This is a genomic window from Enterobacter sp. WP_7_1 (assembly GCF_003688535.1).
GTDB lineage: Bacteria > Pseudomonadota > Gammaproteobacteria > Enterobacterales > Enterobacteriaceae > Enterobacter > Enterobacter asburiae.
This window is the reverse complement of the sequence record NZ_REFK01000007.1, coordinates 59017-80499: the sequence shown is the minus strand read 5'-3', so window position 1 is coordinate 80499 and position 21483 is coordinate 59017. Positions and strand designations below refer to the sequence as shown.

Annotated in this window: 22 protein-coding genes; 6 read left to right on the top strand and 16 right to left on the bottom strand. The window is 54.8% G+C overall.

What is annotated here, in order from left to right:
• Positions 1–37: 37 nt before the first annotated feature.
• Together BJ885_RS21370 and BJ885_RS21365 are read left to right on the top strand one after the other, a co-directional pair.
• Positions 38–445: a hypothetical protein gene (locus BJ885_RS21370; protein ID WP_029740220.1), complete on the top strand. Its 408-nt coding sequence runs from the start codon at positions 38–40 to the stop codon at positions 443–445.
• Positions 446–736 (top strand): hypothetical protein, encoded by a 291-nt coding sequence (locus BJ885_RS21365; protein ID WP_029740221.1) that lies wholly within the window; start codon positions 446–448, stop codon positions 734–736.
• A gap of 81 nt (positions 737–817) precedes the next feature.
• Here the strand turns inward: BJ885_RS21365 and BJ885_RS23365 are convergent, their stop codons facing one another.
• Entirely contained in the window at positions 818–1411 is a 594-nt protein-coding gene (locus BJ885_RS23365; RefSeq protein ID WP_243737949.1) for a response regulator transcription factor, read from the bottom strand.
• A gap of 317 nt (positions 1412–1728) precedes the next feature.
• On the opposite strand from BJ885_RS23365, the gene BJ885_RS21355 reads away from it, so the two are divergent.
• On the top strand, positions 1729–2859 hold the full coding sequence (locus tag BJ885_RS21355; protein WP_121932732.1) for a hypothetical protein: 1131 nt from the start codon (positions 1729–1731) through the stop codon (positions 2857–2859).
• A 51-nt stretch (positions 2860–2910) separates the two neighbouring features.
• Here BJ885_RS21355 and alr read toward each other — a convergent pair whose 3' ends face one another.
• Entirely contained in the window at positions 2911–3990 is a 1080-nt protein-coding gene (gene alr, locus BJ885_RS21350; RefSeq protein ID WP_121932733.1) for an alanine racemase, read from the bottom strand.
• 16 nt (positions 3991–4006) lie between these two features.
• Positions 4007–5419 carry a replicative DNA helicase gene (gene dnaB / locus BJ885_RS21345; protein WP_023310046.1) on the bottom strand — a complete coding sequence of 471 codons (1413 nt, stop codon included), beginning with the start codon at positions 5417–5419 and terminating at the stop codon, positions 4007–4009.
• Between the two features lie 66 nt (positions 5420–5485).
• Here dnaB and BJ885_RS21340 point away from each other — a divergent pair, with 66 nt between their 5' ends.
• Positions 5486–6469 carry a quinone oxidoreductase gene (locus tag BJ885_RS21340; protein ID WP_121932734.1) on the top strand — a complete coding sequence of 328 codons (984 nt, stop codon included), beginning with the start codon at positions 5486–5488 and terminating at the stop codon, positions 6467–6469.
• Between the two features lie 184 nt (positions 6470–6653).
• Here the strand turns inward: BJ885_RS21340 and pspG are convergent, their stop codons facing one another.
• From pspG to BJ885_RS21320, 4 genes are all read right to left on the bottom strand, one after another.
• Positions 6654–6896: an envelope stress response protein PspG gene (gene pspG / locus BJ885_RS21335; RefSeq protein WP_023310044.1), complete on the bottom strand. Its 243-nt coding sequence runs from the start codon at positions 6894–6896 to the stop codon at positions 6654–6656.
• 136 nt (positions 6897–7032) lie between these two features.
• Positions 7033–8028 (bottom strand): tRNA dihydrouridine(20/20a) synthase DusA, encoded by a 996-nt coding sequence (gene dusA, locus BJ885_RS21330; protein WP_121932735.1) that lies wholly within the window; start codon positions 8026–8028, stop codon positions 7033–7035.
• An 82-nt stretch (positions 8029–8110) separates the two neighbouring features.
• Positions 8111–9421, bottom strand: coding sequence for a conjugal transfer protein TraF (locus BJ885_RS21325; RefSeq protein WP_047646892.1), 1311 nt, complete (start codon positions 9419–9421; stop codon positions 8111–8113).
• 172 nt (positions 9422–9593) lie between these two features.
• The gene (locus BJ885_RS21320; RefSeq protein ID WP_121932736.1) at positions 9594–10082 is read right to left on the bottom strand and encodes a cupin domain-containing protein; all 489 of its coding nucleotides are present in this window, start codon (positions 10080–10082) and stop codon (positions 9594–9596) included.
• 115 nt (positions 10083–10197) lie between these two features.
• Here BJ885_RS21320 and zur point away from each other — a divergent pair, with 115 nt between their 5' ends.
• Positions 10198–10710, top strand: a complete 513-nt coding sequence (gene zur / locus BJ885_RS21315) for a zinc uptake transcriptional repressor Zur (protein WP_008503369.1) — start codon at positions 10198–10200, stop codon at positions 10708–10710.
• 69 nt (positions 10711–10779) lie between these two features.
• Here the strand turns inward: zur and BJ885_RS21310 are convergent, their stop codons facing one another.
• From BJ885_RS21310 to BJ885_RS21295, 4 genes are all read right to left on the bottom strand, one after another.
• Positions 10780–10989, bottom strand: a complete 210-nt coding sequence (locus BJ885_RS21310; protein WP_014830284.1) for a CsbD family protein — start codon at positions 10987–10989, stop codon at positions 10780–10782.
• Positions 10990–11109: 120 nt separating this feature from the next.
• A complete protein-coding gene (dinF, locus tag BJ885_RS21305) occupies positions 11110–12447 on the bottom strand; it encodes an MATE family efflux transporter DinF (RefSeq protein ID WP_121932737.1) in 1338 nt (445 codons plus the stop codon).
• A 63-nt stretch (positions 12448–12510) separates the two neighbouring features.
• A complete protein-coding gene (gene lexA, locus BJ885_RS21300; protein WP_023310039.1) occupies positions 12511–13119 on the bottom strand; it encodes a transcriptional repressor LexA in 609 nt (202 codons plus the stop codon).
• 108 nt (positions 13120–13227) lie between these two features.
• Complete coding sequence (locus BJ885_RS21295; RefSeq protein ID WP_023334158.1) at positions 13228–13596, bottom strand: diacylglycerol kinase; 369 nt, start codon at positions 13594–13596, stop codon at positions 13228–13230.
• Positions 13597–13750: 154 nt separating this feature from the next.
• On the opposite strand from BJ885_RS21295, the gene plsB reads away from it, so the two are divergent.
• Positions 13751–16171: a glycerol-3-phosphate 1-O-acyltransferase PlsB gene (gene plsB, locus BJ885_RS21290; RefSeq protein WP_029741579.1), complete on the top strand. Its 2421-nt coding sequence runs from the start codon at positions 13751–13753 to the stop codon at positions 16169–16171.
• A 118-nt stretch (positions 16172–16289) separates the two neighbouring features.
• Here the strand turns inward: plsB and gntU are convergent, their stop codons facing one another.
• The 5 genes from gntU to BJ885_RS21265 all read right to left on the bottom strand — a co-directional run bounded on the left by gntU (position 16290) and on the right by BJ885_RS21265 (position 21241).
• The gene (gene gntU, locus BJ885_RS21285) at positions 16290–17630 is read right to left on the bottom strand and encodes a gluconate transporter (RefSeq protein WP_121932738.1); all 1341 of its coding nucleotides are present in this window, start codon (positions 17628–17630) and stop codon (positions 16290–16292) included.
• 3 nt (positions 17631–17633) lie between these two features.
• Complete coding sequence (gntK, locus tag BJ885_RS21280; protein WP_008503362.1) at positions 17634–18161, bottom strand: gluconokinase; 528 nt, start codon at positions 18159–18161, stop codon at positions 17634–17636.
• 126 nt (positions 18162–18287) lie between these two features.
• A complete protein-coding gene (gene gntR / locus BJ885_RS21275) occupies positions 18288–19283 on the bottom strand; it encodes a gluconate operon transcriptional repressor GntR (protein WP_021242747.1) in 996 nt (331 codons plus the stop codon).
• 101 nt (positions 19284–19384) lie between these two features.
• Positions 19385–20080, bottom strand: coding sequence for a pirin family protein (locus BJ885_RS21270; protein ID WP_003861565.1), 696 nt, complete (start codon positions 20078–20080; stop codon positions 19385–19387).
• 123 nt (positions 20081–20203) lie between these two features.
• Positions 20204–21241: an oxidoreductase gene (locus BJ885_RS21265; protein WP_121932739.1), complete on the bottom strand. Its 1038-nt coding sequence runs from the start codon at positions 21239–21241 to the stop codon at positions 20204–20206.
• Between the last annotated feature and the right edge of the window lie 242 nt (positions 21242–21483).

Genomic DNA, 21483 nt, shown 5'->3' with positions numbered 1-21483 from the left:
TTTTCCAGGGGGATTTATCCTTGCAGAGGATGAACGTATGACTGACATCTATCTCCCGACCCTCATCAGTGAAGCCTTGCTGGCTTTTTCAGGTTTATTTGGCGGCGTCAGTATCTCGTTTTTCTGGCAACCGCAGCGATTGCACCAGCACAGCCGATTTATGGCAGGCATTATTTTTGGTGGAATCAGCATGGGCGCGGCCGTCGCATTAGGTGGATTGGCCGCCCGCTGGTTAAAGATAGATCTTAATCAGGCCGATATCACGCTTGGTTTAGGGTATATCCTCGGGGCAATGAGTAATGGCCTGATCGTCTGGCTGGCAAACTTTTTTCGCCGGCATGAACAGCGCGATATTTTTGATGTTGCAAGCGTCATTAGAAGTAAAGTCAGGCATGAGTCATTTTCTCCGCCTGATTTAACCCACAACAAGCCCGATGGAGAATAAATGCTTAACATAATGAATGGCTGGGTGCTTCCCTTTATTATCTTCGTCGACCTGGTAACATCGCTGCTGATTTTGTTTGCCGCTTATAGCCGAAGAGTCCATGCCCTGCCGGTAATGTGTAAAATCGGCTTAGCCGCCCTCGCTTTTGGTTTTTTTGGTGAGAGCAGCTTAAACATGAAATTTATTCTTACCGGTGCTGATATACTGAGTGACAGCTTTCCGTTCTGGCTATTGCAGGACTTCGGAACGCTGGTGGTGGTAATATATTATTTTAAATCTCACTACCGTTAAAAAAAGCGCAACAGACGTCTGTCTGTTGCGCTTTTCACTTAACGCATTTTGACTGCAGCCCTTCGCTTTGCTGGAAATCGACTAATTAGACATATATTTAAAATAGAGCATTGCGGCCTGTGTCCGATTGTTGACCTGTAATCGGTGAAAGATGGATTCAAGATGTACTTTGACCGTACCTGCACTGATATTCAATTGCCGGCTGATCTGCTTATTTGTTCCTCCATTCGCCAGCAGCTTAAGAACTTCCTTCTGCCGACGACTCAGGGAGTAGATCGGCAACCCGCCAGTGGTTTGTTCTCGCTGGACCACGGCTTGCTCCGGAAAACAGACCACCCCCGAGGAAACCATGCAAAGTATCTGGCTGATTTTCTCGGCAGGGAGATCCTTGGTAAAAATGCCCTTAATGCTTTGGCGGATGTAGAAGTTGAATATCTTATCCGTCGTTTTTCGTAACATCACCACGATCGGTAGCCCAGGCCAGTTTGTCATCAAATTAGTGATAAAATCACGGCACTTCATTTCACCATCCAGCAAAATAATGCTGACCGGCATAGAGGTTAAAATTGCGTGTGCATCTTCAAAATTGTTCGCTGCAAAAACAGTGCATTCCGGCATTACGCGTTCCAGCTCTGTTTTCATACCGTGAATGAAGATCGGTAATTCATCGATCATTAATATATTCATCGTAGCATAACCCCGTGTAAAATCTATTTTCTTAGGTTATTCAACCAACTTATTCCGAAATTAAGTATGCGTGCTATTACAAAACTGTAAAAACAGCATTCGGCATAAGGCAAACGTCATATACCCAAAGCAAAAAGTTAAGCAGTACTACACATTAGACATAGCCATATTTAATTAAAAACGATCTTATCATTATCAAAAACAGCCTGGGCTTAATAGCATATTCCCCGAAAAATTGCTGACACATATTATTTAACTGCACGCGTGCTATCCACCTACATATTAATATTTCAATGAGGTCATTTATGACAATACTAACAGTGTATTTCTGTGGTACTGGATCTAATAAATTTGATGAGTCTCATGCTAATTACTGGAACGGCGAGCTCATCTCTTCTCTGGCAGCCAATAACAAGGGTAAAGAGTTCGCCGAATGGGTCATTCTTGATGGCCCGGGGAGCGGCAATCTACAAAGCGATGAGCTTTGGGTCAAAAGCGGAGAATATTCTCAGCTTCGCGCCCAGCTTCTGGGCAGCGGCTGGAATGAGAATGTTCAGCATGCGATCAATATTATCAAAGGTCACGTTGACTGGCAGCGTGAGAAGCTCACAAAAGAAAACTATGAGCAGCTTAAAAAGGCGGGCGTGCCGATTCAGGACGTTGAGGTTACCGGTTCCTTTTGGTGGCGCAAATATGACTATGGCGACCGTAAAGTGACCCAGCAGGCGCTGCAGCAGCAAATCATCAAAACCTTCCGCCAGGGTCAGATCCTACCCACTCAGGTGAACCTTGTTGGGTGGAGCCGGGGCGGAATTAGCTGCCATATGCTTGCCAATGCAATGCTTGCCGATCCCCTTTTAACGACGATTCCGGTGAATATTTTTGCGGTCGATCCGGTTCCGGGTATGGGTAATTTCCAGGCGGACAAAGTCACTCTGGGCAGCAACGTTAAGGAGTATGTGGCTTTCTATGCCAGACATGAGCGATCAAAAGGTTTCTCGTGCGTCATTCCACAGACCGATAGCGCGACAAAAGTACATATTTATCCCATGTCTGGTCGCCACGCTACGCTGGTGGGGAATGCTTCGGCCAATGGGAATAGCGGGGATAAAGTGGTCCATGAGCCCGGCACGATCGTGCGTCATTTTGCAGAAGTTTGCCTGCAAAGATGGGGCGTCACGCTGGATAAAAAGCTCAATCTGGATGGAGTGCAGCTGCTGGAATTGCACCAGGCCATTCAGCGCAACGCTCCGCTATTCGCCGAGATGCAAAAAACGGTGTACACCATTTCGGAAAACGATGGAGGGGAGCGCTATGTCTCGCTGGGCAGCACTGGAAAACGGTTCTCGTCCATCCAGGGTTCGCGCTTCAGTCCGGAGTCAGGGCTCGCGTCGGATTATTTGACTAATCAGGCGATCTATAACGTATTGAAATAAGCGTTACGCGTCCAACGGCAGCTTATGCCGTTGGACGACTATGTGCGAGTCTCAGTCGATGTACTTCATCGCCACCCTTGACGTCAGGCGCGTGACAAGTTCGTAAGCACTCACTTTCGTAATTTCAGCAATGCGTTCGACGGGCAGACCTTCGCCCCACATCACCACATCGTCGCCTGGCTTATCCTGGGCTTCAGGCCCCAGATCGACACAAATCATGTCCATCGCCACGCGGCCAACAATCTTCACCTCGCGACCGTTGACCAGAACCGGCGTACCCGACGGTGCAGCACGCGGATATCCGTCACCATAGCCCATCGCCACCACGCCGAGACGGGTATCACGCTCGCTGGTCCAGGTACCGCCGTAGCCCACCGGCTCACCCGCTTTATGGTCACGCACGGCAATCAGGTTAGAGACCAGCGACATGACCGGCTGGAAGCCAAAGTCCGGCCCCCAGGGTTTGTTCTCCAGCGGCGACACGCCGTAGAGAATGATGCCCGGTCGCGCCCAGTCGAAATGCGACTGCGGCCACAGCAGAATACCGCCGGATGCCGCAATCGAGCGCATCCCCGGCTTGCCTTCGCAAAAGGTATTAAAGATATCCAGCTGCCGCTCGGTCGCACCGCACTCGGGTTCATCGGCGCGGGCGAAGTGGCTAACGATATTCACCGGCTGGCGCACGTTTTTGCACCGGCATAAACGCTGATAAAACGCTTCCGCGCTCTCCGGACGCACGCCCAGACGGTGCATGCCCGTATCGAGCTTCATCCAGACGGTCACCGGCTCGCTCAGCTTGGCGGTTTCGAGTGCGGCGAGCTGTTCTTCGTTGTGCACCGCCGTATGCAGATGCTGGTCAGCGATGGTCGGCAAATCTGTGGCTTCGAAAAAGCCTTCGAGGAGCAGAATGGGTTGAGTAATGCCGCCCGCGCGCAGGCGGAGGGCTTCTTCAAGACGGGCGACGCCAAAGGCGTCGGCATCGGGGAGCGTTCGCGCGGTCTCCAGAAGACCGTGTCCGTAAGCGTTCGCTTTCACGACTGCAACGAGCTTGCTGGCGGGCGCCAGTTCACGCAGACGTTGCAGGTTGTGTCGCAGAGCGCGGCGGTTAATAACAACAGTTGCCGCTTGCATTTGAATTCCTTAGAAATTACTCATCATCATATTGAGGACCGGCATAGTTGTCGAAACGCGACCACTGTCCGTTAAAGGTCAGACGCACCGTCCCGATCGGGCCGTTACGTTGTTTACCAATAATAATCTCGGCGATCCCTTTCAGGTCGCTGTTCTCGTGATAAACCTCATCACGGTAGATGAACATGATTAAGTCGGCATCCTGCTCGATGGAGCCGGACTCACGCAGGTCAGAGTTGACCGGACGCTTGTCGGCACGTTGTTCCAGGGAGCGGTTCAGCTGCGACAGCGCCACCACCGGCACGTGCAGCTCTTTGGCCAGCGCCTTGAGCGAGCGGGAAATCTCCGCAATTTCCAGCGTACGGTTGTCGGAGAGCGACGGCACGCGCATCAGCTGAAGGTAGTCGATCATGATAAGACCGATGCCGCCGTGTTCACGGGCGATACGGCGCGCGCGGGAACGAACCTCCGTCGGCGTCAGGCCGGAGGAGTCATCAATATAGATGTTACGTTTTTCCAGCAGAATGCCCATGGTGCCGGAGATGCGCGCCCAGTCTTCATCATCGAGCTGGCCGGTACGAATGCGGGTCTGATCCACACGCGACAGCGACGCCAGAGAACGCATCATAATCTGCTCGGAGGGCATCTCAAGACTGAAGATAAGCACCGGCTTATCCTGCAACATCGCCGCGTTTTCGACGAGGTTCATCGCAAAAGTGGTTTTACCCATCGACGGACGCGCGGCGACGATGATCAAATCCGACGGCTGCAGGCCGGCGGTTTTCTTGTTCAAATCGTCATAGCCGGTGTTCACGCCGGTGACGCCGTCGTGCGGCTGCTGGAACAGCTGTTCGATACGGGCCACGGTGGCGTCGAGGACATCGGCGATGTTTTTTGGGCCTTCGTCTTTATTGGCGCGGCTTTCGGCGATTTTAAAGACGCGGGACTCAGCGAGGTCGAGCAGGTCTTCACTGGTGCGACCCTGCGGATCAAAACCGGCTTCGGCGATCTCGTTCGCCACCGAGATCATCTCGCGCACGACGGCACGTTCGCGCACGATATCGGCATAAGCGCTGATGTTCGCCGCACTTGGCGTGTTTTTTGACAGTTCCGCCAGATACGCAAACCCGCCGCAGCTGTCGAGTTGCCCAAGACGCTCCAGCGATTCCGCGAGCGTGATCAGGTCGATCGGGCTGCCCGACTCCTGCAGACGCGCCATTTCGGTAAAGATATGGCGGTGAGGGCGGGTGTAAAAATCTTCCGCCACGACGCGCTCGGCGACGTCGTCCCAGCGTTCGTTATCCAGCATTAAACCGCCCAACACCGACTGTTCCGCTTCAATCGAGTGCGGCGGGACTTTTAACCCTGCGACCTGGAAATCACGCTCGCGAGGTTCAGTCTGTTTGTTGAAGGGTTTGTTTCCTGCCATAGTGAATGGAGTTACCGAGATAAAGAGTGGGTCGAAAGATTACCATATTTTTCTTACGGAGGGAGCATGGCAACGCGCATTGAATTCCAGAAACACGGTGGGCCAGACGTACTGAAAGCGGTGGAGTTCACCCCTGCCGCGCCTGGCGAAAACGAAGTGCAGGTTGAAAACAAAGCCATCGGCATAAACTACATCGACACCTATATTCGCGGCGGTCTCTACCCGCCTCCGTCAATGCCGAGCGGCCTGGGCACCGAGGCAGCCGGTGTCGTCGTCAAAGTGGGCAGCGCGGTCAAGCATATTAAAGAGGGCGACCGCGTGGTGTACGCGCAGTCAGCGCTGGGCGCTTACAGCTCCGTCCACAACGTTCCGGCGGATAAAGCCGCCCTGCTGCCTAACGCCATCTCCTTTGAGCAGGCGGCAGCCTCGTTCCTGAAAGGTCTGACGGTTTACTACCTGCTGCGCAAAACCTATGAAATTAAACCCGACGAGCAGTTCCTGTTTCATGCCGCAGCGGGTGGCGTCGGGCTCATCGCCTGTCAGTGGGCAAAAGCACTGGGCGCGAAGCTGATCGGCACCGTAGGAAATGCACAAAAAGCGCAGCGCGCGCTGCAGGCGGGTGCCTGGCAGGTGATTAACTACCGTGAAGAGAGCATTGTTGAGCGGCTGAAGGAGATCACCAGCGGCAAAAAAGTGCGCGTGGTGTATGACTCGGTGGGGAAAGACACGTGGGAAGCGTCGCTGGACTGCCTGCAGCGTCGTGGTCTGATGGTAAGCTTCGGGAATGCGTCAGGCGCGGTGACCGGCGTTAACCTGGGCATCCTGAACCAGAAAGGGTCTCTGTACGTGACGCGCCCTTCTTTGCAGGGTTACATCACCAACCGGGAAGAACTTGAGGAAGCCAGCAACGAGTTGTTCTCGCTGATCGCCAGCGGTGTCATCAAAGTGGACGTGGCAGAGGCGCAGAAATTCGCGCTGACCGATGCGCAGCGCGCGCATGAGGTGCTGGAGAGTCGGGCGACGCAGGGGTCGAGTTTGTTGATTCCCTGAGCCCCAAAAAGAAATTGGGCTTCCCGTGGGAAGCCCTTTCTTTTTTTAGTTCGGCTGTATGTAGGGTACAGCTCGATGAATTCTTTAGCGGCAGTCATAGTGACAGATTCGATAAGTAAATCCTATTCTGTTCTAAGCCCTGCCGCCGGAAAAGTTACAAGTATGTGACGAACCCCTCAATACCTTAGTAACGGAAGCGGTTATTGCGCTGATAACTGGGCACTTTTGGCGCTTTAATCGCCCGAATCACCCACACGACCGCAATGGCCAGCAGTAGCCACGGCAACAGTTTGATCGTCAGGGCAAACAGTCCCCCAATAAACATGACCACCGTCGCCACCACGATAGCCGCCAGAATGCCGAGCAGCGAAACGCCTGTCGCTAACAGCATGACAAAAAATCCAATCACAAAAAGTAGTTCCAGCATGGTGCTCTCCCACGAGTTCCCGAGTAATGCAGTAGGCATTACAAGAATCATGCCAGCATTAACCTATTGTTATTAAAGCAAAACGCCCCGCGAACGTTCGCAGGGCGTGGTGAATTTGACGAACTTTTAGCGAAAGTTATCGCTTGTCTGCCACCAGTCGCAGCGCATGTTCCAGCACCTCGATATCGGCTCCGGCTTTATGCGCATTCTCGCTCAGGTAGCGGCGCCACTGACGCGCGCCCGGAATCCCCTGGAACAGGCCAAGCATATGGCGGGTGATATGGCCGAGATACGTGCCATTGCTCAACTCGCGCTCAATGTAAGGGTACATCGCACGCACGACGGCAACCGGATCGGTGTCCGCGCCTTCGACACCAAAGATTTCGCGATCGACCGTCGCCAGAATGCCCGGGTTCTGATACGCCTCGCGGCCAACCATCACGCCATCCATATGCGCCAGATGCGCTTTGGCCTCTTCCAGCGACTTGATGCCGCCGTTGATGGACATCGTCAGGTGCGGGAAATCACGCTTCAGCTGATACACGCGCGGATAGTCCAGCGGCGGGATCTCACGGTTCTCTTTCGGGCTGAGGCCGGAGAGCCAGGCTTTTCGCGCGTGGATGATGAACATCTCGCACTCGCCTTTCCCGGATACCGTGTTGATGAAGTCGCACAGGAATTCGTAGCTGTCCTGGTCGTCAATGCCGATACGGGTTTTGACCGTAACCGGAATGGAGACCACATCGCGCATCGCCTTGATACAGTCCGCTACCAGCTGCGCATTCCCCATCAGACAGGCGCCAAACATGCCGTTTTGCACGCGGTCGGACGGACAGCCAACGTTCAGGTTGATCTCGTCGTAGCCGCGTTCTTCTGCCAGCTTCGCGCACTGCGCCAGCGCGGCCGGATCGCTGCCGCCCAGCTGCAGGGCAACCGGATGCTCTTCTTCGCTATAGGCCAGATAGTCGCCCTTCCCGTGAATGATTGCGCCCGTGGTCACCATTTCGGTGTACAGCAGCGTATGGCGGGAGAGCTGGCGCAGGAAATAGCGGCAGTGTCTGTCCGTCCAGTCGAGCATCGGCGCAATGGAGAAACGGTGTGCAGGGAAAGCGGTCTGTAATTCTGACGACATGGCGAAGTTTTAAGCATCTGGTGGAAAAGGGGCGCTACTATAGCACAAAGAAAAGCCGGAGGCGCAGCGCCTCCGGTGGACTTTAGAACGTCATGCTCAGCTGAGCCCCGGCGCCCCAGGTTTCGTCCTCGCCGTACAGGCCCATCAGGTCAACATGAACGGTACTGAACGGCGCGAAGCCGACACCGCCGGTAAAGACATTGCTGTCGTTACCCTTCACGTCCGCGCGATAACCCGCACGCACCGCCAGCCAGCTGAGCGGCGTAACCTCGGCACCGACGCCAACGTACTGCGAGGTATCTTCGCTCTTGAAGCCTTTGGTTTCGGTCAGATCGCCATCGGCGGTCAGCGTTACCAGGTCGTTGTGCCAGGCGGCACCGGCGGTCACCAGCGGACGGATCTGGTAGGTGTCTTTATAGCTCACCACTTCTCCCGTCCGGCCGTTGCGGATACGGATATCTTTGGTGTCGATATCGCGCGACATCAGGTTTTGGCCGCTCACGCCAACGGTCCAGTGTTCGCCGAAATCAGCCGCAATACCGGCATCGACGTTAAAGCCCGTGTCGTCCGTGCGGTAGCGGCTGTCGTTCCACTTGTTACTGTCGTAATCGTAGATTGACGTGGTGTAGTTATAGACCCAGGTTTTTTGCAGCTTTGGCGTCACGCCCACGGAAACCGGGACGCCGCCGAGGTCAAACTGACGGGCAACGGCAACACCATAGTCGGACACAATCGCTGCCCGGCCAGACGCCGTTGAGTTGAGATTTTTAGTGATCTGATCCGTGCCGTTCAGCGCAGCGTCCAGGGCAACACCGGCAGCCACCACTTTGCTTTGTTGAATACCGCGCAGATAATCAATATCTTGCTGATCGATAGACGAGCTCACCCGGCCATGGGCATAGCCTTTCGCCATAAAGGCCACGGAAAGCACATCGTTAGGGATACTCACGGCAAGCCCTGCACCTGCCGTCGCGCGTGCGGTTTTACCCTTGAGATAGTCCAGTTCATCAGCCAGATCTTTGGCCGCGCCCTGGAACTGATTAATGGAACCTAACGGATTGGTGATAATGTCTCTTGGGGTGAGGTCGTCAACCACATCCTTATAGTGATTGATTTTGTCGTTGATGGTATCTATCTCGTCCTGAAGATTGTCCTCATCCGTCACCTGTACGCCAACGGACGGCAAAATGACCGTCACATCATCGTCCGGTTTTGCCTTTGCCAGCAACGCGGGGTTGATTAACGCCCCGCTACCATAGCTCCCAGCCGCAACGCCGGTACCACCCATTGCGTCACTCCGTGATTCTGTCCAGGTATTGGCTGCTCCCGCCTGATTTGCCATAAACAAGGAAACAGCGATACTAACCACCGAAAATTTAAAATTTTTTTTCACAGTATGCCCGTTATAGTCTGTTATGAAATAACCCCTGTCTGTTATCACCCAAACAGGAACGAACTATTGCTGTGAATAAGTAGTAAAAGACCCGCTATTTCTATCCCTAAGTAAAACTCCCTTACGGCCTGTTGTATTTTGTGACGGCCCTCAATATTTATAGAAGAGGAAATTATTTTTTCCCAGGTTTTCCATCATGCGGTCCAAAAAACTGGGGCGGGTGGTCTACCCAGCGATCCTCACGGGTAGCGGCATATACGGGGTTGAGCGGATAGTAGATGCGGTTGTGCTTCTTATTGGCCTCGCCAACGACCAGTAACCGCACCTCTTCGTCCGTGTTGTTGATAAAGGTGTGGCAGATACCAGTTCCGGCAGGAAACCCCACGCTGTCGCCCGGTTCAAGTTTCCATAAATAGCCATTAATCCACGCTTCTGGATGACCTTCGAGCACGTAAATGAACTCTTCTTCATCGCTTTCCGCATGCGGATAGGACGTCCTGCGCCCGGGCGGTAAACGCTCATGATGGATACCAATGCGCCCGAGCCCAAGCTTGCGAGCCAATGGGGCGCCGATAGAAAAAAGCTCATCGCTATCTGGATAGGTCGAATCATCCGCACCTTCAACGTCGCGCCAGTGCCGAATACAGTCAGGTTTTTTCATTGTTTATTTCCCGTTTTGCAATGGGTCAGGTATAGCACAGACTGGCGGATCTCGGCGTTTTTACCAGAACATGATAAAGTGAGGGTTTTCCGTCCTATAACATCCGGGGTGCTAAATGGATAAGTCCACAAAAGAGCTGTTAGCGCAGGCCGAAAAGCTGTGTGCGCAACGCAATGTGCGCCTGACTCCGCAGCGCCTTGAAGTCTTACGTCTGATGAGCCTGCAGCAGGGTGCTATCAGCGCCTACGATCTGCTGGACCTGCTCCGCGAAAGCGAGCCGCAGGCGAAACCTCCGACCGTGTATCGCGCCCTGGATTTCCTGCTGGAACAAGGATTCGTGCACAAAGTTGAGTCCACAAACAGCTATGTGTTGTGCCATCTGTTCGATCAGCCCACCCACACATCGGCGATGTTTATCTGTGACCGCTGCGGCGTGGTGAAAGAAGAAGCCGCGGAAGGCGTGGAAGATATTATGCATACGCTGGCAGCGAAAATGGGTTTTGCCCTGCGTCATAACGTGATTGAAGCGCACGGGCTGTGCTCTGCCTGCGTGGAAGTGGAAGCCTGCCGTCATCAGGACGCATGTCAGCACGACCACTCTATTCTTGTGAAGAAAAAACCGCGTTAACGGCAAAAGAAAAGGCGGCTCATGGCCGCCCTCAGGGTGTACTTCCTTGTACTTGCGGGTATAGCCCGGTTACCAGCGGTAGTCGTTGCGTTTTTCCCAGTCGCCTACTTCTTTTTCCGCCTGGTCTTTCGCGTAGCCGTAACGTTCCTGAATTTTACCGACAAGCTGATCGCGTTTACCTTCAATGACGGTCATATCGTCATCAGTCAGCTTACCCCACTGTTCTTTCGCTTTACCTTTGAACTGCTTCCAGTTGCCGCCGATTTCGTCTTTATTCATCATCGTGTCCTCTTAGTTAAGCGTCGGGTCGTAACGTCCGTTACGTTCTTTTCTGCTGGACGTGATAATTATTGTAGTTAAGGATTCGGCAGTTGATTTCATATTCGGAATCTTTAACCGTCACGATATATCGTGACGTGAAGGGAACCAGGTATCGTTTTGCCAGTGGCGGTGCCAGATAAAAGCCAGCGATATCCCTCTCAGCGAGAGGAAAACGGCCAGGGCCAGCCACAAACCGTGATTACCCAGCCAGGGAAGCGTCAGCAGCGTCAGACCAAACCCGGCCGCCGCGACCGCCATGCTGTTACGCATTTCCGCTCCGCGAGTCGCACCAATAAACATGCCGTCCAGCAGATAACACCAGACGCCGACCACCGGTAAGATGACTTGCCAGATGAGATAGTGACTCGCCAGCTCGCGCAGCGCAGGGATAGACGTAAGCAATGCGACGATTTGCTCACCAAAGCAGGCGTAAACCAGGCCGAACGCCAGCGCCACCAGCCCAGACTGGCGGCAGGCTGCCCGCCAGACGTCCCGCAGCTGCCCGCTTTCGCGCGCGCCGTACGCCTGCCCGGAATGCGCTTCTACCGCATAGGCAAAACCGTCCAGCGCGTAGGCGGTAAAGGTCAGTAACGTCATCAATACCGCGTTGACCGCGACGATTTCTGGCCCCAGTCGAGCCCCGAAAACCGTCAGCGCGCCGAAGCAGAGCTGAAGCAGCAGCGAGCGCAGCATGATGTCACGATTGAGCGCCAGCAGCTTACGGATATTGCCGCGCCATGCGGTTTTGAGCAGCGCCAGGGAGATGCCGCGCATCGCCAGCACGCGCCAGACCATCCACAGGCCAATAATAAAAGTTCCGTACTCGGCAATCGCCGTTGCCAGCGCCGCGCCCTGCACGTTCATATGCAGGCCCATTACCAGCCAGACATCCAGCACAATGTTAAGAAGGTTGCCTACCACCAGCAAAATCACTGGCGCACGGGTGTACTGAACGCCCAGTAGCCACCCCAGCAGAACCAGGTTTGCCAGCGAGGCGGGCGCGCTGAGCCAGCGGATTTCAAGGAAACGTCGCGCCTGAGCCAGTACCGCCTCGCTGCCGCCGACAACATGGAGCGCAAGGTCGATCAGGGGCGTACGAAATAAAACGATTAACGCCCCTGCACCGAGCGCAAGGATCAGCGGCTGGACCAGCGCGCGGGCCAGACGCAGCGGATCTTTTGCACCATAAGCCTGGGCCGTGAGCCCGGTGGTGCTCATGCGCAAAAAGAGCAGCAGCATAAACAGGAAGCTGGTTGCCGTCGCGCCAATCGCCACGCCGCCAAGATAAACAGGCGAATCAAGGTGACCAATAACGGCAGTATCGACCAGACCCAGCAAGGGAACGGTAATATTGGAGAAAATCATCGGCAGAGCGAGACGCCACAATGCCTTATCGGATGCCGTCAGCAGTGACATGAAAAATACCGGGAGTCGAGAATGAAGCAGGCTACAGCGGCGCCATAGCCTGTCAGGAAGGGGTTACAGCCATTCGCCGTTGCGAATGACCCCAACCGCCAGTCCTTCGATAGAGAAGTTGTGTTCGCGGAGATCGACCACAATCGGGGAGAACTCGTTGTTTTCAGGCAGTAGCTGAACGGTGTTCCCCTGTTTTTTCAGACGCTTGACGGTGACTTCATCATCAATGCGCGCGACAACCACCTGACCGTTACGCACATCCTGCGTTTTGTGCACCGCAAGCAGATCGCCGTCAAGAATACCGATGTCTTTCATCGACATACCGCTGACGCGCAGCAGGAAATCAGCGCTCGGTTTGAACATGCCAGGATCGACCTGGTAGTGGCCTTCAATATGCTGCTGTGCCAGTAAAGGCTCACCAGCAGCAACACGGCCTATCAGCGGAATGCCCGTCTCTTCTTCCACCAGCAGGCGGATACCGCGTGACGCGCCTGAAACAATCTCAATCACGCCTTTACGCGCCAGCGCTTTCAGGTGTTCTTCAGCAGCATTCGGAGAACGGAAGCCCAGACGCTGCGCGATTTCCGCACGCGTGGGTGGCATACCCGTCTGGCCGATATGATCCCGGATGAGATCAAACACCTCTTGCTGCCTGGTCGTTAACGCTTTCATTCCGCCCCCTGGGTGTATATACAGTTATGCTGTGAGTATATACAGTCAAAGGCGATTTTGGAACCAAAAACTGCACAAAAAACCAGGGACTTAATTATTCCTCGAGGCTCATCGGAAATGTGACCAAAGCAGCGTGACCCAGGTGATAACGGCAGTGATAATCGCCAGCAACACGGCAGCAGAGCCCATGTCTTTTGCGCGGCCAGAAAGCTCGTGGAAATCTGAACCAATGCGATCAACAACGGCCTCAATAGCGCTATTAAGAATTTCCACTATCATCACCAGAAGTACGGAACCGATAAGAAGTACGCGGGTAATAGCATCAACATCAAGGAAACAGGCGATGATCACCGCGATGATTGCGGCGACGCCCTCCTGGCGAAAGGCAGCTTCGTTGATCCACGCGGCACGGAAACCTTTCCATGAATAGCCGGCGGCTTTGATGATACGCGTTAACCCAGTGGTATTATTGGCCATTAAAAGAACCTTTTATGAAAAAAAGCGTCAGTAACAGGAACTGTAGCGCGTTTCGCTACAGCCTGAAGTATGACGGGTAACAACAGAAATTTTGCGCGCTTTCTGTTATCCTTGCGCCGCAATTGCATTATTAACCAGAGGCTTTACATCGTTTATGTCCGGCTGGCCACGAATTTACTACAAATTACTTAATTTACCATTAAGCATCCTGGTAAAAAGCAAGTCTATCCCAGCAGAACCCGCGCTGGAATTGGGGCTCGATACCTCGCGTCCTATTATGTACGTTTTGCCTTATAACTCGAAGGCAGACTTACTGACGCTTCGCGCCCAGTGTCTGGCGCATGACTTACCTGACCCGCTTGAACCGCTTGAAGTTGACGGTACGCTGCTGCCGCGCTACGTGTTCATTCACGGTGGACCGCGCGTGTTTACCTACTACACGCCAAAAGAAGAGTCCATCAAGCTGTTCCACGACTATCTCGACCTGCACCGCAGCAACCCCGATCTGGATGTACAGATGGTGCCGGTATCGGTGATGTTTGGTCGTCGTCCGGGCCGTGAAAAAGGTGAAGAGAACCCGCCGCTGCGCATGCTTAACGGCATCCAGAAGTTCTTCGCGGTCTCCTGGCTGGGACGCGACAGCTTTGTGCGTTTCTCCCCTTCCGTTTCGCTGCGTCGAATGGCGGACGAGCACGGTACCGACAAGATCATCGCGCAAAAACTGGCGCGCGTGGCGCGTATGCACTTCGCCCGCCAGCGCCTGGCTGCCGTAGGGCCGCGTCTCCCGGCGCGTCAGGATCTGTTCAACAAGCTGTTGGCCTCCAAAGCGATTGCTCGCGCCGTTGAAGACGAAGCGCGCAGCAAGAAAATATCGCATGAGAAAGCCCAGCAGAACGCCATTGCGCTGATGGAAGAGATTGCAGCGAACTTCTCTTACGAGATGATTCGCCTGTCCGATCGTATTCTCGGCTTTACCTGGAACCGTCTCTACCAGGGCATCAACGTTCATAACGCCGAGCGCGTACGCCAGCTGGCGCACGATGGCCATGAGATTGTCTATGTTCCCTGCCACCGCAGCCACATGGACTACCTGCTTCTTTCCTACGTGCTCTATCACCAGGGGCTGGTACCACCGCACATTGCTGCCGGTATCAACCTGAATTTCTGGCCCGCAGGTCCTATTTTCCGCCGCCTGGGCGCGTTCTTTATCCGTCGCACCTTCAAGGGCAACAAGCTCTACTCCACCGTGTTCCGCGAATATTTGGGCGAGCTGTTCAGCCGCGGCTATTCCGTTGAGTACTTCGTGGAGGGCGGTCGTTCCCGTACCGGACGTCTGCTCGATCCGAAGACCGGCACGCTGTCGATGACCATTCAGGCGATGCTGCGCGGAGGAACCCGTCCAATCACGCTGGTGCCAATCTACATTGGCTATGAGCACGTGATGGAAGTGGGCACATACGCCAAAGAACTGCGCGGTGCGACCAAAGAGAAAGAGAGCCTGCCGCAGATGCTTCGCGGCTTGAGCAAGCTACGCAATCTCGGTCAGGGCTACGTGAACTTCGGCGAACCGATGCCGCTGATGACGTATCTGAACCATCACGTTCCCGAGTGGCGTGAATCCATCGATCCTATCGAAGCGATTCGTCCGGCCTGGCTGACGCCAACGGTCAACGGCATCGCGTCCGAGCTGATGGTGCGCATTAACAACGCCGGTGCGGCTAACGCCATGAACCTGTGCTGTACGGCGCTTCTGGCTTCGCGTCAGCGCTCGCTGACCCGCGAACAGCTCACGGAGCAGCTGGATTGCTATCTGGATATGATGCGCAACGTGCCGTATTCCGTTGATTCAACCGTGCCTTCTGCTACCGCCAGTGAGCTTATCGATCACGCGCTGCAGATGAACAAGTTTGAAGTCGAAAAGGACACGATCGGCGACATAATCATTCTGCCGCGCGAGCAGGCAGTGCTGATGACCTACTACCGCAACAACATCACCCATATGCTGATGCTGCCGTCGCTCATGGCGGCTATCATCACCCAGCACCGCAGTATTTCGCGTCAGGAGCTATTGCGTCACGTTGAGACGCTCTATCCGATGCTGAAAGCGGAACTGTTCCTGCGCTGGAGCAAGGATGAGCTGGCGGGCGAACTGGACAAACTGACGGAAGAGCTGCGTCGTCAGGGGCTGATCGCCGTTTCAAACGACGAGCTGCACATCAATCCGTCGCGTTCCCGTACCCTGCAACTGCTGGCGGCCGGCGCGCGCGAAACGCTGCAGCGCTACGCCATTACGTTCTGGCTGCTGAGTGCGAACCCGTCTATTAACCGCGGTACGCTGGAGAAAGAGAGCCGGACGCTGGCACAGCGCCTGTCCGTTCTGCACGGCATTAACGCCCCGGAGTTCTTCGACAAAGCGGTCTTCAGCTCTCTGGTCCTGACGCTGCGTGACGAAGGCTACATCAGCGATACGGGCGATGCCGAGCCGGAAGAGACGCTGAAGGTGTACCAGATGCTGGCCGAACTCATTACGTCGGATGTGCGTTTGACGATCGAGAGCGCGACGCAGGGCGAGTGATGTGAAAAAGCCGGGTGGTGGCTTCACCTGACCCGGCCTGGCGTTCTGCATAATATAAAGGCCCGGTAAGCGCTAACGCTACCGGGCCTTATTTTTGAGCCTTGTTAAATCACCGCATTCAGCTCAGCAGCGTAAAGGCTATCATCCCGACAATCGCACCCGTCGTGCCGAGGATGGTTTCCATCAGCGTCCAGGTTTTAAGGGTTTGCGCTTCGGTAGCGCCGGTAAATTTCCCGAACAGCCAGAAGCCCGCGTCGTTAACGTGAGAAACCACAATCGAACCGCCCGCGATACAGATAGACAGCGCGGCCATCTGCGCACCGGAGTAGTTCAGCTGTTCAATCACCGGCATCACCAGACCCACGGCGGTTAAGCACGCCACGGTTGCGGAACCCTGGATGATACGCACCGCCGCAGCCAGTACGAAGCAGGTGACCGCAATCGGCAGGCCCATCCCGGTCAGCGCTTCGCCCAGAGCCGGCCCCACGCCGGAATCCACCAGCACCTGCTTGAACACGCCGCCGGCGCCGATCACCAGCAGGATAATACCCGCGGGCTGCAGCGCGGCACCGCAGATCTCCATCACCCGGTCTTTTGGCATTCCCTGACGCATCGCCAGGCCGTAAATCGCCACCAGACAGGCCACCAGGATTGCCGTGAACGGGTGGCCGATGAACTCGAACCATTCGTAGGCGCTGGAACCCACCGGCACGAAGCGCGCGGCGATGGTTTTCAGACCCACGAGAACCAGCGGGAGCAGGATCAGCGACAGGCTGAAGCCGAAGGACGGCATTTTGCCCTCGCCCAGGTGCGGCTCGGTGATGTCCTCCGGAATATGCAGCTCAACGTAACGACTGATGAAGTTGCCCCACAGCGGACCGGCAATAATCATCCCCGGGATTGCCGCGCACAGGCCAATCAGGATCATCCAGCCAAAGTCAGCGTGCATCTGAGACGCCAGCAGCATCGGCGCAGGCCCCGGCAGCAGAAACGCTGCGGCCGCCGCTACGCCCGCAAACAGCGGAATAACCAGCTTCACGAGGTTAGTGCCGGTATGGCGCGCCATGGAGAACGCGACGCTTATCAGCAGCACCACGGCGACTTCGAAGAACAGCGGCAGCGCGCAAATCAGGCCAGCCAGACCAATCGCGTAGTGCGCGCGGCTGTGGCCGAAGGATTTCAGCATTTTGACAGCAATCTGGTCGACCGCGCCCGTCTCGTGCAAAATCTTGCCAAACATCGCGCCAAGGGCGACCACAATCGCCAGGAAGCCCAGCGTACCGCCCATCCCTTTTTCCATCGTCGCGGCGATCTTGTCGAGCGGCATACCGGAAAAGAGACCTGCACCTATAGAAACCACCATCAAAGCAACAAAAGCGTGCATGCGCGCCTTCATCACTAAAAACAGCAGCAGCAATACGGAACCCACTGCTGTCAAAACTAGCGTTAATGTACTCAAAACTTACTGCCTTTTATTAATGACCTCGATGGTGCTGGCAACAACACCCTCCAGTGACTGATCGATATCAACCACTAAGACGTCTTTCTCGTCTTCACCCGGCTCCTGCAGCGCTTCGAACTGCGTCACCAGCATCTGAGTTTTGAAGAAGTGACCTTTACGCGCCTTCAGACGGCTTTCAATCACCTCGAAATCCCCTTTCAGATAGATGAAAGAGAGGTTCGGGTTGCCGTCGCGCAGCAGGTCGCGGTAGGTTTTTTTCAGCGCAGAGCAGACAATCAGGGAGACTTTGTTGGTACGCTGCATAGCGAACGCGGCGTCATTCAGCGCCTGCAACCACGGTTTGCGGTCGTCGTCGTTTAGCGGCTCACCGGAGGCCATTTTCATGATGTTGCTGCGCGGATGGAGGAAGTCGCCATCAAGGAACGCAGCCTGGAGTTGATGCGCCACTTCGCTGGCTACGGCTGATTTCCCGCTACCGGAAACGCCCATCAGGACGTAGACGTGGTGATCGTGATTAGTCGTGCTCAAAGGGTGTCCCTCAGTCAATTGTTACGGGTAACAGTTATCGGTAACATTGTCCTGCCGGGGCAAAAGAGAAGCAATATCCAAACGTGCGCGAAGTGAATAAGTGTGAGCTACTTCAAATTTGTCAGTTCAAATAGATCCACCCGGTGACAAGGTGAAACCTAAATCTAACATTTTTGGGGTAACCGTCTCGCCACGAATGCGCGCCAGCAGGCGTTCTGCGCCAATGCGGCCCATACGTTCACGCGGGGTCAGGACGCTCGCCAGACGCGGCTCCATCACCTGGCCGATGTCGTGGCCGTGGAAACCGGCAATTGCCATATCATCCGGGATCTTGAGCCCCAGACGCTGGCACTCAAACGCCGCGCCGACCGCAAGGTCATCGTTGGTGCAGAAAATACCGTCCAGTTGCGGATACTCGCGTCGTGCCTGACGCATCAGCTCAATACCCGACGTGTAGGAAGAGGACTGCTCCACCATCACGCTGTAGGGGGTTAAGTTCGCGTCGAGCATCGCCTGCTCGTATCCCTTCTGTTTGATGATAGTACGTTCATCAAGACGCGCACCCAGATAGGCGATATGACGATGCCCACGGGCAATGATGGCCGCCGTCATCTGGCGCGCCGCTTCGAAGTTATCGAACCCCACGGCGATATCGAGGCACGGCGACTGGCTGTCCATCAGCTCCACCACCGGGATACCGGCCACTTCGATCATTTTGAGCGTGCGGGCAGTGTGGGTACGTTCGGTTAAAATCAGGCCATCGATGTTCCAGGAAAGCATCGATTCAAGACGTTCCTCTTCCAGTTCCGGCTTGTACCCGTAGTGGGCGAGCATGGTCTGATAGCCAAAAGCATCGGTGACGCTTTCAATGCCGCGCAAAACTTCGGCGAAAACCTGGTTGGTCAGGGAAGGAAGCAGGACGCCCACCGCACGGCTGGTCGCATTGGAGAGAATATCGGGCGCGCGGTTGGGGATATAACCCAGTTCATCAAGGGCCGCGGCAATCTTGCCACGTAACGCCACGGAAACCTGCTCCGGGTTACGTAAAAAACGGCTGACCGTCATTTTGGTCACACCGACGCGATCGGCGACATCCTGAAGTACGGGGCGTTTCTTTTTCATCGTCCTGAGAAATCTTGAAGTGAGAGATTTGCTCAGTTTATCACGGACAAAGCCCATCCTTCCCCTGTCAAAGGGAAGGATGGGCATTTATTTATGATTTATTACACCGGCGGCAGGTCAAACAGCAGAATTTCACTTTCGCTGTCGGCATGCACGGAGAGCGCCTGCTCATCCCAGACGGCCAGGCCATCGGCGGTTGTCGCTTTGGTGCCGTTGATGGACACTTCTCCTTTCACCACCTGGATCCAGACGCGGCGGTTGGCGGCAATCTGATGGACAGACTGTTCGTCTTTCGCCAGCGCCCAGCGGTACAGCTCCATATCCTGATGCACCTTCAGGGAACCTTCACGCGCATCCGGGGACAGCACCAGCTGTTTGCCCTGTTTTGCGTCGAAGCGGCGCTGCTCGTAGCGCGGCGTGATGCCGGTCTCTTCTGGAATGATCCAGATTTGATACAGGTGCAGTTTTTCCGTTTTGCTCGGGTTGTACTCGGAGTGACGCACCCCGGTACCTGCGCTCATAATCTGGAACTCGCCCGCCGGAACCTGCTCTTTGTTGCCCATGCTGTCCTGGTGCTCAACCGCCCCTTCCAGCACATAGGTCAGGATTTCCATGTCTTTGTGCGGGTGGGTACCGAAGCCCTGGCCTGCATCAATCACGTCGTCGTTAATCACGCGCAGTGCGGAGAAGCCCATGAAGTTTGGGTCGTAGTAGTCGGCAAACGAGAATGAATGCCATGAGTCCAGCCAGCCATGATTCGCGTGACCACGTTCGTTTGCTTTGCGTAAGTAGATCATTGTTTTCACCCTCAGTTCGTTTCGATGGAGTAAGTGTGGACGCAAACCGCCTGGGATCATAGAGGGTGAAAATTGACTCCTCTGTTCAAAAATTATGAACAAGCGCAGAGGAGCCGTTTTTGCTTATTTCGCGAGGGTTACCGTGGCAGGAGAAGCCTGCTCGAAGGCCCGTTCGAGGATTTCCAGGTTGGTCAGAACGTCAGATTCCTTGACGTAATTCGGCGCGCCGGTTGTGAGAGTTTCATACAGCGCATCGTAGACGCGGCCATAGTCGCCAATTTCCGGTTTCATCTCTTCCCTGACCGTTACGCCCTCATCGTTCACGTACTCCAGCACGCCCACGGAATCATCGGCCGCAAAGCCCGGCTCACCCGGCATGATGTTGGCCTTCAGGCTGGTCTCCTGCTGGTCGATGCCGTACTTGATGAACGAGCCCAGGGTGCCGTGAACGATAAATTTTGGATAGTCGATTTTCACCAGATGGCTGGTTTTGACAATGGCTTTCAGGTCGCCGTAGAACAGCTGCGCTTCAAAAGTGTCGTCCGGGTTGGCTTTATTACGCAGGCTGCGGATGTCGTATGCGACATGATCCGGTCGGCCAAACAGGGAGATGATCTGGTCCATAGTATGCACGCCCAGGCCATAGAACGAGCCGTCCTGCGGCAGACCGGGCTGAGTTTCCGCGACCGGACGGTAGTAATCGAAGTGGCTTTCGATTTCCACGATGTCGCCCAGATTGCCGCTTTCAATCGCTTTTTTCGCCGTCAGGAAGCAGCTGTCAAAGCGACGGTTCTGATACGGCGTAACGGTCAGGCCTTTGCTTTTCGCCAGCGCGAACAGCTCTTTTGCTTCGGCGATAGTTGGGGTGAACGGTTTTTCCACCAGCACGTTTTTACCCGCTTCCAGCGCGCGTTTCGCATAGTCAAAATGGCTGTCGGCGTGGGTGCAGACGACAACCAGTTTGACCTGCGGGTCGTTAAGTACTTCATCAAGATCGCTGGTGAAATGGATATGGGAATACTGCGGGGATTGCTCTTCCGGCTTCGCGCGGCGGCGGAAGATGTGCGCGACGTGCCAGCTGTCTTTACGGTTGAGAACATACGGCAGGTGATAGCGGGTCGTACTTTTACCAAATCCAATAAATGCGCAATGTAGTGTCATGGCTCAGTCCTTTTGGAAGGTTACTGAGTCTAACCATAACAAAAAAAAAGCCAGCTAAAAGCTGGCTAAAGTAATACTGGAAGCAATGTGAGCAATGTCGTGCTTTCAGGTTCCCGTAGCGGTCTTCCTGAATGCAGAGCAATAATAATCATTCTCATTCGCACTTGTCCAATACTTTTTGCAAAAAATAGCGGTTGACTCAAATTTTAAAGTCATTGATGTTGGAAGGGACGTTTAACTGA